Source organism: Pinibacter aurantiacus (assembly GCF_019130065.1).
Classification (GTDB): domain Bacteria; phylum Bacteroidota; class Bacteroidia; order Chitinophagales; family Chitinophagaceae; genus Pinibacter; species Pinibacter aurantiacus.
The window spans coordinates 373,943-387,780 of record NZ_JAHSPG010000006.1 but is presented as its reverse complement, the minus strand read 5'-3'; the positions used below and the strand labels follow the sequence as shown (position 1 = coordinate 387,780).

Sequence of the window (13,838 nt, the reverse complement as noted above, 5' to 3'; positions counted from 1 at the left end):
ATCAGTCGACAATTGTAGGTTGTGTTAGGCTTTAATCACGACTATTCAAAATCGAACGCCAACAACTCTCAACTTTCAATTTCTCCTACTGTCCATAATACGGGTTTTGCACCAGGTTAAAATTCGTATTGATCGCTGTATTCGGGAACGGCAGCAATTCGCTGAAATTCGCTTTGAAATAATACGCATATCCCTGGTTCGCATCATTCAGGTACGTCGCCACTTTAATCTGTTTTCTCCAGTTGTATGCTGTGTAGCCTGTCGGAGCTGTGGTGATAGGGGACGGCGTAAAATATACTTTAGCAACTGGACCTGTACCGCCTACTGCATCTGTGGCAAGCGTAAGCGATGACATTTCCTGCGGAATAGCTGCATTAAGGAACGCATTTGTTTTTGCATATATCACCATTGGAACATTGGCATAACGACCAGAATTCAAACCGGTTGTATCTGCAAACTGCGTCAACTTCGTTCTTGTTTCATTGATCTTCGCGCCAATCAGGTTCCATCTTATCAGGTCATATTTGCGAATGCCTTCGCCGCCAAACTCAAGCAAGCGCTCTTGTACAAGTGCATTGAAAAATCCATCATGGCTGGTTGGTATGGCAGGCTCACGATCGAGGTAACCCGCATAGGCTCTGTCTCTTACTCTCTTCAAAGCGTTTTGGGCAGCAGAAGATGGCGTACCGTTTATTTCGTTATCTGCTTCTGCATACATCAGCAACACGTCTGCAAAGCGCAGCAACGGCCACTGAATTTCCATATACTGAGCTGTGCTGTTGTTGGTCCAGTTTCTTCTGAACTTACCGTCTGTCATCGCATCAGCAGCCTGCAAAGTCTTTTGATCTTTGTTGTCGATTTGTATATAAGCCAATGTTACATCGCGACGGGCATCACCAATTGAATCGAACTCATAAAAGTAAGTTGGTATGGCAGTGATACCACCACCACCTGTACCCAAAGTTGTGCTGGCAGATTTTATACCATTGTAATAGCCGAGCTTGGTATCGGTATTTGCCAAACCGCCGGCAGTAGACGCTCCCACTACCCACATCATCTCATTGGCATTGTCTGCTACATAACTGTTGGAAGATGTATGCAATGATTTGAACAGGTTCTCATAGCTTGGGTTCAAACCGTTTTCGTTTTTCTGCATGATATCCTTACACTCATCCATTGCGATCTGGTAATAGGTTTTATAATCGCTTCTGCGCTCCATTTGTTTTGAATCGCCACGCAATGAAAATCCACCCCGATACAATGCAATTCTCGCACGCATTGCTTTTACCACAGCTTTTGAAATTTTCGTAGCAGGATCGCCGGTTTCTGAACGCCATGGAACTAAGTCTTCTGCAGTTTTAAGATCATTCAACACGTGATCGTATAATGAATCCCTGTTGATATTTGGAATGTACAAATTGGTAACATCCGAAGAAGGAACAAGCGAAACCGGTGCATCTCCCCAGTTTCTCAAAACTTCGAGAATGAACATTGAACGCAATGTCAAAGCTTCACCATACATTTTCTTCATGCTGGTTTGCTGTGACGCATTTCCTTTTGTATAGAGATCTGATTTCGGGATGTATTTGATACAAATGTTTGCTCTTTCTATTCCTGCAAACAAATTATTAAACGGGTTGGCAAGTTCTGTATTCGCCGGGTTCACACAAAACATGCTGAAGTCACGTCGACCACCATCCTTTGAACCCGATGTTTTAAAGTCGTCGGCCGATTGTGCGAAATACAGGCTCAAACGTATGCCATAAGCCTGGTCACCGGTCAGCTGATTATAAACACCGTTGATGGCTGATTGCGTATTGGTAACACTACTGAACACGGCATCTGTTGAAACGCTGGAAAGAAGATCCGTATCAAGATATTTCTTGCAGGATGGTAATGTCAATGCGCCTAAGGCGATCATTGACAGTGGTAATATTTTGATGATATTAAGTTTCATTACAATTTTCTTTTGCTATTAAAAAGTTACACTAAGGCCGCCAAGGTAAAATCTGCTGCGTGGATATGTTGCATAGTCCACACCCGGTGTTTCCGGTGTTGATCTCCTGGTGCTGGCTTCCGGGTCAAATCCTGAATAGTTGGTAAATGTGTACAGATTATTTACTGTAGCATAAATTCTCACTTTCGAAATGAATTTAGTCTTAGCCAACAAATTTGCAGGAAGTGTATAACCCAATGTAACGTTGTTGATACGGAGGAAAGAACCGTCTTCTATGCCATAAGAATGCAGGAAATAGTTACCTCTTGAAGGTGTCCATATTTTAGCATTTTGATTCATCGCATCCAGTTGTTTGAGGTCGGTTACTTTGTTTCCGGCTTCATCGTATATTCTGTAACGATCCTTTACAACGCTCAGCAGGTTATTGTCTGTGTATTGATAGGTCGTTGTAAACTCCAGTTTGTTTGCGTTATACTCTTTGTTGCCATACACGAAGTTCATGAAGATGCTTAGATCAAATCCTTTGTAGGTAAATTGGTTATTGAAACCGCCGGTGAATATTGGTTGCGCATTGCCCAATACTTGTTCGTCCTCATCTCTTCTAACCACACTGTCTCCGCCTAAATTTTTCAGCTTCAACATACCTGGTTCAATATTTTTACCACCCAAAGCAACTTCTTTATCATCAGCCACCCCTGGTTTTAAAATGAATGTTTTTTTAGCAGCGTCGTAGCCGGAGAAATCGTCAGCGGTGTAATATCCGTCTGTTACGTATCCATAAAACTGACCAACAGGTTTACCTAACTGAACATAAAAATCATACATCTGATTTACCCAACCGGACTGCACCTGGTAAGATTGTCTTGGGTGTCCTGTAGGATCAATGCCGAGATCAATAACTTTGTTCCAGTTGCGGGCAATGTTAAAACTTGCCGTCCAGCTGAAATCTCTATTGTTAATGACCTGTCCGCTAAGTTGCAGCTCTATACCTTTATTTTGAATTTTTCCTGCATTCTGAAGCTGTTTGGTATAACCGCTTGTTGGCGGAACATCTGCCAGCAGCAGCAGGTCGTTTGTCTGGTTCACATAACCATCAATTGAAGCTGTCAACCTGTTGTGCATAAATGCGAAGTCCAAACCGACGTTTCTCGAAACGGTAGTTTCCCATTTCAGGTTGCTGTTTGCAAGGCTTCCGGAAGTAAGTCCCGGACTTGTTGCTCCAACGCTATAACCATAGCCTTCAGTCAGGGAGTTGGTAAATGTCGTTCTGTAAAGGTTGTCTGAAATTCTGTTGTTACCAGCTGTACCATAGCTTGCACGCAATTTTATGTCGCTGATTGCAGCGCCGCCGCCGATAATGCCTTCCATGAATTTCTCCTGTGATAAGCGCCATGCAACAGATGCAGAAGGAAAGTAACCCCAGCGATTTCCGTCGGAAAATTTAGAGGAACCATCTGCACGCATTGAAAGCGTAGCAATGTATTTGCCGTCATATGAGTAATTCGCACGGCCAAAGAATGATAACAATTGTGACTGTGTTTGGAAAGATGTTGGTGTAGGCTGAACACTTGCCGCTGTAGGAGGCTGCGAAGATTGAAACTGTGCGAACACCTGATCTGCCTTCATTTCAGCAGGATACCAATAGTTGGTCGCACTGAATGAATTGTATTTAACCTGGTAGGTTTCCTCACCAAGCAATACGTTCAGGCTATGTTTGTTTTTGAAAGTGTTTGTATAGGCCAGCGTATTTGAATTGTTCAGGGAAGTTGAGTACGATGTTCCCATTGTAGCGGCCGGCATGTTTCCATATTGTCTCGCGATGTAAGTTGACACACCGGAGTACAAATTACTGGCACTATCCGCACGCGTGGCACCAATAGTCGTTTTGAAAGTAAGATTTTTTACTATCTGCCAGCTCGCATAACCGTCTACAACGATAGTGTTTTGCTTCTGGCGTCTTACATCGTCATTTACAAACACAATCGGGTTAACAATCGCGGAACTGTTATAAGTTACAGGATCGAGCACGACATCCTGATCAAAAGTTGTTTCTGACTGGTACGGTTGGTATTTCACAATGTTTCTCAACTTGTTATTTCCCTGGCTGCCCGTATTGGAAGTACCGCCGCCTTCTACCTGTTGTGAACTGTAGCGGATGTTGAAACCCATTTTTATTTTGTCGGACAATGCATTGTCGAGTCTGAAAGAAGCCATGTTACGCTTAAAGCCCGAGCCCAGCATGATCGCATCTTCTTTGTTATTGTTCAGCGTCAGGGAGTAAGTAGTCCCTTTAACACCGCCCGTTACGTTGATCGTATTGTTTTGCGCCATTGCATTGCGGCCGAACACCTGGTCCTGCCAGTTTACCGCCGGCATTTGGTGGTACAGGTCCATGTCTGCAAACTGACCGTATTTAGTGGCGAACTTCGTTGAATCAGAAGTTCCGTTATACATGGTTTTGTATAATTCGGATTGATAGTTTACAAAATCGTAAGGATTCATAACATCCAATGTTTTGGCAATGTTTCTCACACCAAACGTACCATCGTATGTTACTTTTGCCTTGCCTACCTTACCGCCTTTTGTAGTGATCAACACCACACCGTTTGCACCGCGGGCTCCGTAGATCGCAGTTGCAGACGCATCTTTCAAAACGTCCACGCTTGCAATTTCAGATGGCGCCAGTAATGAAAGGGCATTTTCCACCTGGATTCCGTCCACAATGTAAAGTGGTGAGTTGTCCTGCGTAAGCGATCCGCCTCCGCGTACACGAATGAGGACAGTTGCTCCGGGCTGACCTTCGGTTGTAGTTACCTGCACACCTGCCAAACGGCCGGTTACAGCTTCTGCAGCCGTACTTACAGGCACATCTTTCAGGTCCTTGGCAGTAACGGATGACACAGAAGAAGTAAGGTCTCTCCTTTTCATGGTTTGGTAACCAACCACTACCACTTCATCCATATTGGAGATTTCTTTCTCCATGGTTATAGTGGCAATAATTCCAACTTTCGCCGCGGTCCTGAGTGTCTTAAAACCTTTGCTGGTGATGGTGAGATTAACTACCTGTGAGCCATCTTTAACCGAGATCGAGAAAGACCCGTCGTCTGTAGTGGAGGCGCCTGTTTTGGATTTATCGATAACAACGCTGGCACCGCGAACCGGGGATCCGTCGCCGTCCACCACCTTTCCTTTGATCTGGGTGGATTGCGCCGTTGCCACAATCGTTATCAATAGCGATACGAATAGGGAAAACAATAATCGTTTCATATAGCAGTGTGATTGAGTAAACTGGGTTATTGGGCGTACGCAAAAGATCTCTTTGGCAGGAATGATGAGATCAAAATGAGGATGATTTTTTCATTCTTGGCAATGCGATCGTTCAAATACTTGACAATCATACCCTGATCCCGCGGATTAAAAAAATTTTAGGAATTCTTTATTTACGCAATCGATGCCGATATTATATAATATGGTATGGAAGGGGCTTGAGCTTCGTCTGTTTGGGGTTGCCACTGAAACACTGAGGAAACAGAGAAAAGAAGAATGATATAGGTTGACTTGGCTCTCCAGCATTTACGGAAGAGCCATTCTATCCGAATCTTCTTTTTTTCGCCTCTTCGGATCCATTGATTTTTTTCCCTTCTTTTCTGTTTTTCTGTGCCTCTGTGGCAAATAGAAGACGCGAAGCGGCCTACACTTTCACAAACACACTCATACTCCTCGGGCCGTGGGCGCCGATGACGAGTGATTGTTCGATATCCGCGGTTTTGGACGGGCCGGCAATGAAGCTGCCGTAGCCGTATTCTTCTAAAGTGGCAATTTTCTGATAGGCTTCGTGCATTGTTGGAAAAATGGTTCCCTCGTTGATTACCACAGCCAAATGCTCGCAAATAAATGGTAATACACGAGGCTGCACATCTTTTTCGGTGATCCAGACTGCTCCGTTTTCAGCTACACCGAATTTCGCTTTGATGATGGCGAGGTCTACATTTTTCAGATTGTGTATTTCTGGATCTGAAATAACGGTTTCGACATTATCGATCGGCAGGTTGTCTACAAGACTGACAATCCTCCTAGCTTGTGAGAACTGCGTGGCGATGGTAGCCGCGATTTCATTTTCGTCTTTAACAAAATATATCTTACCGCCAATGGCCGTGAGCACGGTCGCATATTTGCTTTGCAAATCTTCTTCAGCGCCTTTGAAACCTGAAATATCCGGCAGTTCTGTTTTTTCGGGTTGATTTGCCGCGATGGCTGATAATATTTTGTCTCTGCTGTTCATTTTGTTTTAATGTTCGTTTCGCCGCGCATTTGCGGGTTGTTTGAATGTGCGTCGGCGGAGACGCATTTTCATGCGTCTCTACGTTTGTACCATTCCCTGAATGATTCCTTCGGCGCTTCCGGCATTTCACGTTCCTTGTACCAGGGATTCAATTTATTGTTTACCAAAAACGGCACATGCTTCAATACAAATCGACCTGATTTTCCGGCTGCATTGTACAATGTTGGTGACGACAATGTTTGCGCCATCAACTTCATGCTGATCGTTTTTGCCGCAGGCGTGTACCCTTCTTTCACCAATTCCTGCCTCCACTTGTATAACTGATCGTGAATGTCAATTTTAACCGGGCAAACATTGGAACATGAACCACACAGCGTTGATGCGAATGGAAGGTCCTTGTACTTTTTCATGTCAAGATTTGGCGCTAAAATAGAACCGATAGGCCCCGCAACAGCAGTGTGGTAGCTATGTCCGCCGCTTCTTCTGTAAACAGGGCATGTATTCATACAGGCACCACAGCGAATGCATTTCAGGGAATTGCGAAACTCTTTTCTGCCAAGCTGTACGCTTCTTCCATTGTCAACAAGAATAATGTGAATGGGCGTTTCTTTACGTGGCTTTTTGAAATGACTGCTATAGGTTGTAATCGGCTGCCCTGTTGCGCTTCGCGTAAGCAGGCGCAGAAAAATGCCAAGATGTTTTCTTTCCGGAATCAGTTTTTCGATGCCCATGCTCGCAATGTGCACATCAGCAAGGTGTGCGCCCATATCGGCGTTGCCCTCATTTGTACACACCACAAATTCACCTGTTTCTGCTACCGCAAAATTAACACCGGTAAGCGCTGCTCTTCTTGTTAGAAACACATCACGCAAATGCTGGCGCGCCGCTTCGGTTAAGAATTGTGGATCGGCAACGTTTGCTGGTGTGCCCAAATATTGATGAAACAGATCTCCGATTTCTTCTTTCTTTTTGTGAATGCAAGGCAATACAATGTGGCTCGGTGGCTCTTTTGCCAATTGCACAATGCGTTCGCCGAGATCAGAATCGATCACCTCTACGCCTTGCTCAGCAAGGTATTCATTCAATCCGCATTCTTCGGTAAGCATCGATTTGCTCTTCACCATCCTGTCAACTTTGTGCTCCTGCAACAGTCGATGTACAATTTCATTGTGCTCTTTTGCATCGGCTGCCCAATGCACCTGCACGCCGTTCGCAGTGGCATTCTTTTCAAACTGCAAAAGATAATCGTGAAGGTTCGAAAGCACATTGAATTTTATTTGCGAAGCTGCTTCTCTCAACGCTTCCCACTCTGGCAACTGGTGCACATTTTTATCGCGCTTCTGGCGTATCCACCAAAGCGTTTCGTCGTGCCAGTTGACACGCTCTTCATCTTTATTAAACAACGCCGCCAATGCAGCGTGATCTTTTGTAGACTCGTGCATTTTATTCTGCGTTTAATATTTCTGCGATGTGAATTACTTTTACTTTGCTGCCTGCACGTTTCAATATGCCTTCCATATGCATAAGGCAAGACATGTCAACACCAGTGATATATTCAGCACCATGATGCAGGTGATCGGCCACTCTGTCCTTCCCCATTTTTGCAGAAACAGCTTCTTCTGTTACGCAAAATGTTCCTCCAAAACCGCAACACTCATCTGTCCTGCCCAATTCAATCAGGTCGAGATCCTTTACCATTTTCAGCAATGAACCGGGTTTGGAGAAAGGCTCGGCAACCAGCTCGCTCATTTGCGAAAGTTTTAGCCCTCTTTGTCCGTGGCAACTTTGGTGCATGCCCACCCTGTGTGGAAAACGTGCATTCAATTCTTTTACCTGTAAAATATCTGTGAGGAATGATGTGAGTTCGTATACTTTATGTCGCAAAACCGTTGCGGCTTCTTCGTTTGCGGCATCGTGCAAATGCTCGCGAACGTGCAGCACGCAACTCCCGGATGGAGCAACTATATAATCGAATGATTCAAAATTTTTGATGAAGAGTTCGTTGCAACCTTTGGTCAAATGCTCATAGCCAGAGTTTGCCATCGGTTGTCCGCAACAGGTTTGACTCAACGGATACGTTACTTCAACACCGAATTTTTCAAGCAGTTGCAGCGTAGCTATGGCTGCATTGGGATAGAACTGGTCTACATAACAGGGAATAAACAAACCTACTTTCATACTATGGACGGATGCGCGGACGCATAATATTTCAATTCAATAATATCGTTGGGCAATGCTTTGGTGTTCCATTTTGTATGAATCGAAAGCGCCGTGCCCACCGCCGTTGCCTGCGCCATAGAGGCTGCAAACACTTCAAGTCCGGGAAAATAAGCTGCCAGCAGATTCATATAAATGGCGTTTTTACTAAAGCCGCCATCAACAAAAATACGTTTCACCGAATCATTTAATACAAGGCGGGTAATTAAATACTGTTGTTCGATAATATCCAGCAATAGCTGGTGATAGGCTTCCACGTCATCGGCAAAACTATTCAAATCTCTTTGTGCAAAGATCGACTCATGCAACTTGCCCGCTTCCACTTGTTTCTTCGAAAACTGGTCTTTCTTTTTCAGCGAAGCGATAATGTCGGCATTGTATGGAACATTTCGGTACCTGGCCGCATGTGCATTGAAATGATCGGCGATTCTTTTTACTTGTTGCTCATGTTCATAGCCGGCAAACAATCTTGATGCTTTCACAGGTTTGCCCTGGTAGGTCATGTAACAAAGGCAATCCAACTCCAGCTCGTCGCTCGTCAAAGGCTCGTCGTTAAAAGGATTCATACTGATGCACCATGTACCGGTTGATATCAAAATAAACGGCTCGTGAAAACTTACGAGGTAAGGAATTAAAGCAGCGGAGCTATCGTGCAAACCAACTCCTACTGAATAACTATTTCCGGGGAATGTCGCCGGAACAACTATATCCGATGAAATGAGCGGAGCCAGTTTATCGATCAATCCTTCACGTTTCACCCACTCGTGATAATCATTTTTCTCGAAGTTCCACAACGCTGTGTGACAACCAATGCTGGTAATATCGCTGTGTGCAATTCCTGAAATCAGGTAGCTCATGTATTGCGGTAAGTGCAATGCATACTTCATTTGGCTGAAGATCTCGGGCCTCTCTTGTTTGATGCGATACAATTGCATGCCGCTGTTCAAACTGCCCAAAACTGGTGATGCTGTTTCCAGCGAGAATTTTTTTTCGCCACCATATTTTTTATAGAACGGATCGCTGATTGCTTCAGGATATTTTTTTAAGTAATTGTACAAAGGCGTCAATGGCTGGCCGTCTTCATCAATGTACACAAGGCTCGCGCCATAAGTGGAGAAATTAATTGCCTTGATGTCAAACTCTTTTTTGCCAAACACTTCTCTTAATGAGTCGAACACGCTCAAACGCAAGCTCTCAAGGTTTTCGCATGCGTCGCCATCTTCATCTGTTGTCTCGGTAAACTTCGCCGACTTTTCAAACACAATGTTGTATTGTTCGTCAAAAAGAAACAGCTTCTTATTTGTTTTACCGACGTCGAATATGGCAATGACAGAGGACATGGGAGTTGTGAGTTTTGAATGTGAACCGTAGAGACAAGGCAATGCCTTGTCTTTTCCTTGCACCATCAGGGTGCATCATGAGACAAGGCAATGCCTTGTCTCTACAAGCCTGTGGACACTGCTTTTTGGCCGCGGCTTTTAATCAATTGCTCTCTTACTTTTTCGCCGCGGTAAACCGACAATGGGCTCAACGCTCCGCCGGAACGCAATCTCGCTTCTGCCACAATCGGACGTACATCTGTACGATAAGCATGTTGCAATATCTCCTGCGCTTTTACAATATCATTGTCAGTTTGTGCCTGTTGCAACGCTTTTGTATCGACCAGCAAAGCTTGTGCATAAGCGATCTTGATGGCTTCTACCGACTGCAATAGATCTTCCAACGGGTCTTTGATGTTGTGTGAAGCATCGATCATCCAACCTAGGCCGGTCGCGTGGTTCATGCCTCTTGCATCCATACCTTCTACCAGTTCATTAAAGATGAGGAACAACTGGTAAGGGTTAATACTACCTACCGTTAAATCATCATCTCCATATTTTGAATCGTTGAAATGGAAACCACCGAGTTTACCTTCACCCAACAGCAGCGCAACAATCTGTTCGATGTTGGCATTTGGCAAATGGTGTCCCAGATCAACCAATGTGTATGCTTTATCGCCGAGTTTGTTGGCATATAAAAATGATTGTCCCCAATCCCCTACTGTCATAGAATAGAAGTTTGGTTCAAACGCTTTGTACTCCACAAACATTTTCCAGTTGTCAGGCAATGCTTTGTAGATTTCCTGCAAGCCTTCCAAAGTGCGTTGATGCGCCTTGCGGAAATTCAACTGACCAGGAAAAGAAGAACCATCGCTTAACCAAACAGTCAGTGAATCGGAACCCAATTCAATACCGTGTCTGATCACTTCGATATTATGATCAATTGCTTGCTGGCGCACTGCTTTATCCACGTGCTGCAGCGAACCGAATTTATAGCTGTGCTCCTGTCCCGGTTGGTCCTGGAATGTGTTCGAGTTCATGGCATCGAAACGCAAACCATTTTGCGCAGCCAACGCTTTTATGTTTGCATAGTTCTCTGGAATATCCCATGGAATATGCAATGAAATGGCACCGCTGGATTGATTGAGCGCGTGCAACAAACCAATGTCTTCTATTTTTTCTTCAAGGCTGCGAGGCTCACCTCCTCCGGAGAAGCGACCAAAGCGTGTACCGCCTGTACCGAGCGCCCAGCTTGGGATGGCCACCTGGAAGTCTTTAAGTTTTTGCAACACTTCCTCCACATTGTTCACTCCTTCTGATACAAAGCCAAAAGCTCTTTTATGTGCAGCAATCTGTTTATCGTTGTTATCGGCTATTTTATATTTTTCAATTTGCATGGCAGCATTATTAATTCTTAATTATTAATTATTAATTCGTTTAAGACGCATTATCATGCTTGTTTTTCAAAGACGCATTATCATGGCTATTTTCAAAGACGCATTATCATGCTCGTTTTTCAAAGACGCATTATCATGCGTCTCTACTTGAGGTAAAACATTTCTTTCAAAGACACACTTACCGGCGAATGATCGGGATTCGATTCCATGATATCCCCCATGTACTTCCACCATTTCTGCATTACAGGATGTTCCGGCAACTTGTCAAGCAAAGCTTCATCTTCAACGTCCATAACGCCAAATAGAGCATTCGTCTCTTCATCAAGGAAGATTGAATACTCGTGAATGCCCGTTTCCCTCAACAATTGCTCAAGCTCGGGCCAGAGTTCATCGTGGCGTTTTTTGTATTCGCTCACGAAGCCATCGAACAATTGCATTTTAAACGCACGTTTCTTCATGCCTGTAATTTAGAAAAAAAAGGTTGATGACCGCATGGGCCACCAACCTACCCAACATTTACTATATGAACCGAAAAAACAAACGCTTTTTATCGTACGAATGCTGTGGCCACACCACCATCTACATTCAGTACATTTCCTGTTGATTTATTGAGCAATCCGCCTACAAATACAAAGCATGCATTTGCGATGTCTTCAGGCAGAATGATCTCATCCAACAAAGTTCTTTTTGCATAGTAAGCAGGAAGCTCTTCTACTTTTACTCCGTAAGCTTTCGCTCTTCCCTCTGCCCATGCACCTTCCCAAATTTTACTGTCGGAGATAACTGCATCCGGGTTTACAACGTTCACGCGAATTTTGTCTTTACCCAATTCAGCTGCGTTCAACCTGCTAAGATGCATCTGTGCTGCTTTTGCAGAACCGTAGCCTGCGTTGTTAGGGCCACTCATCAAAGCATTTTTACTAACGATGTTCAACACATCTCCACCAATATCTTGTTTACGCATGGTGTTAACGCCAGCCTGTGTTACAAGGAACTGACCTTTCACCAACACGTCGTATAACAGATCCCAATCTTTTTCTGTATGCTCTTCCAATGGTTTTGAAATAGACAGACCAGCACAGTTCACCACAATGTCAACACCTCCGAAAGCCAATGCTGCAGCATCAAACGCGCCGTTGATATCTTTACTACTTGTTACATCCAACACCACGCCGGTGAACACATCCTTACCATATTTTTTCTGGAAGAACTCCTTTGCTGTTTCCAGTCTTGAGGCATCATTATCGTTGATCACAACACACGCACCTTCGTCAGCAAATTTTTGTGCGATAGCTTTTCCGATGCCACCAGCGCTTCCGGTGATCAATGCGATCCTGCCAGACAATGCTTTTGGTTTTGGCATGCGTTGCAATTTCGCTTCTTCCAGCAACCAGTATTCAATATTGAAAGCCTCTTGTCTTGGCAATGAAGTATATTCTGAAATAGCTTCTGCACCACGCATTACATTGATTGCGTTGATATAAAATTCTGCCGCGACTCTTGCTGTTTGTTTATCTTTTGAGAAAGTAAACATACCCACGCCAGGATACAGGATCACCACCGGGTTTGCATCACGCATTGCTGGGCTGTTCGGATGTTTGCAAGAGTTGTAATACTCTGCATACATTTTGCGATACGCTTCAAATTGCGGAGCCAGTTTATCTTTGATCGCCTGTACATCAGACAAATCTTCGTTTGGTGTTAATGATAATACTAGCGGACTGATCTTTGTGCGCAGGAAGTGGTCGGGGCAGCTTGTGCCCATTGGCGCCAATCTATCAAGATCTTTTGAGTTGATGAATTGCAAAACTTTTTCGTCATCTGTAAAATGACCAACCATTTTGATGTTGCTTGAGCAGAACCCGCGCAACACAGGAGCCAGTGCAGATGCTTGCTTCACTCTATCTTCTTTTGGCAATGAAGAGATTTTAGCGCCGCCAAATGCCTGTTTATTTTTTGATTGTTCTTCTATGAAAGCAGAACATTGTTCAATTACTTCCAGTGTGTTGATATAGCTTTCGTAAGCTGTATCGCCCCATGTAAACAACCCATGCGAACCTAACATGATTCCGCGGATACCAGGATTTTCATCCAGGCACTGGCGCAGTTTCAGGCCAAGGTCAAAGCCCGGACGCTGCCATTCTACCCAACCGATTGTGCCGCCAAACAATTCCTGTGTTATACGCTTGCCATCTTTCGCTGCTGCGATTGCAATGGCTGCATCGGGATGCAGGTGGTCTATATGTTTGAATGGTAAAAAACCATGCAAAGGAGTATCGATAGAAGGTGCTTTAGAATTCAAATCGAATATGGAGTGATTGAACAATTCAACCATTTCATCTTCATGCTCAATGCCGCGATAAACTGATTTCAATCTGCGCAAACGGTCAACATACAAAGCAGCCAGACCGCTTCTTTTCAACGTACCCAAATCACCTCCTGAACCTTTCACCCACATTACTTCTGTTTCTTCGCCAGTCAATGGATCTTTTGAAAATACTTTACAGGATGTGTTGCCTCCACCATAATTTGTCAATCGCAAATCAGCCCCCAGCAAATTAGATCTGTAAATCAGCAAGCCCACTTCGTCACCTGCAAGTGCCGCTGCTTTTTCTTCATCCCATAAATAACTCACGTGTTTGAATGTTGTTGTAACCGACATATTC

General features: G+C 44.2%; 9 protein-coding genes. All 9 read right to left on the bottom strand.

The genetic code is table 11. The features are described from left to right. Positions 1–85 precede the first annotated feature (85 nt). The 9 genes from KTO63_RS10955 to KTO63_RS10915 all read right to left on the bottom strand — a co-directional run bounded on the left by KTO63_RS10955 (position 86) and on the right by KTO63_RS10915 (position 13,834). Positions 86–1,957, bottom strand: coding sequence for a RagB/SusD family nutrient uptake outer membrane protein (locus KTO63_RS10955; RefSeq protein WP_232373126.1), 1,872 nt, complete (start codon positions 1,955–1,957; stop codon positions 86–88). Positions 1,958–1,975: 18 nt separating this feature from the next. Then, complete coding sequence (locus KTO63_RS10950; RefSeq protein ID WP_217791317.1) at positions 1,976–5,224, bottom strand: SusC/RagA family TonB-linked outer membrane protein; 3,249 nt, start codon at positions 5,222–5,224, stop codon at positions 1,976–1,978. A 424-nt stretch (positions 5,225–5,648) separates the two neighbouring features. Next, positions 5,649–6,239 (bottom strand): LutC/YkgG family protein, encoded by a 591-nt coding sequence (locus KTO63_RS10945; RefSeq protein ID WP_217791316.1) that lies wholly within the window; start codon positions 6,237–6,239, stop codon positions 5,649–5,651. A gap of 68 nt (positions 6,240–6,307) precedes the next feature. Further along, positions 6,308–7,681, bottom strand: coding sequence for a lactate utilization protein B (locus tag KTO63_RS10940; protein WP_217791315.1), 1,374 nt, complete (start codon positions 7,679–7,681; stop codon positions 6,308–6,310). Position 7,682: 1 nt separating this feature from the next. Next, positions 7,683–8,417 (bottom strand): (Fe-S)-binding protein, encoded by a 735-nt coding sequence (locus KTO63_RS10935; RefSeq protein WP_217791314.1) that lies wholly within the window; start codon positions 8,415–8,417, stop codon positions 7,683–7,685. Further along, positions 8,414–9,796, bottom strand: coding sequence for an FGGY-family carbohydrate kinase (locus KTO63_RS10930; protein ID WP_217791313.1), 1,383 nt, complete (start codon positions 9,794–9,796; stop codon positions 8,414–8,416). Before KTO63_RS10930 ends, KTO63_RS10935 begins: the two co-directional genes overlap by 4 nt. 101 nt (positions 9,797–9,897) lie before the next feature. Further along, the gene (locus KTO63_RS10925; protein ID WP_217791312.1) at positions 9,898–11,172 is read right to left on the bottom strand and encodes a TIM barrel protein; all 1,275 of its coding nucleotides are present in this window, start codon (positions 11,170–11,172) and stop codon (positions 9,898–9,900) included. A gap of 143 nt (positions 11,173–11,315) precedes the next feature. Further along, a complete protein-coding gene (gene rhaM, locus KTO63_RS10920; RefSeq protein WP_217791311.1) occupies positions 11,316–11,630 on the bottom strand; it encodes an L-rhamnose mutarotase in 315 nt (104 codons plus the stop codon). 89 nt (positions 11,631–11,719) lie between these two features. Next, positions 11,720–13,834 (bottom strand): bifunctional aldolase/short-chain dehydrogenase, encoded by a 2,115-nt coding sequence (locus tag KTO63_RS10915; RefSeq protein ID WP_217791310.1) that lies wholly within the window; start codon positions 13,832–13,834, stop codon positions 11,720–11,722. Positions 13,835–13,838 lie beyond the last annotated feature (4 nt).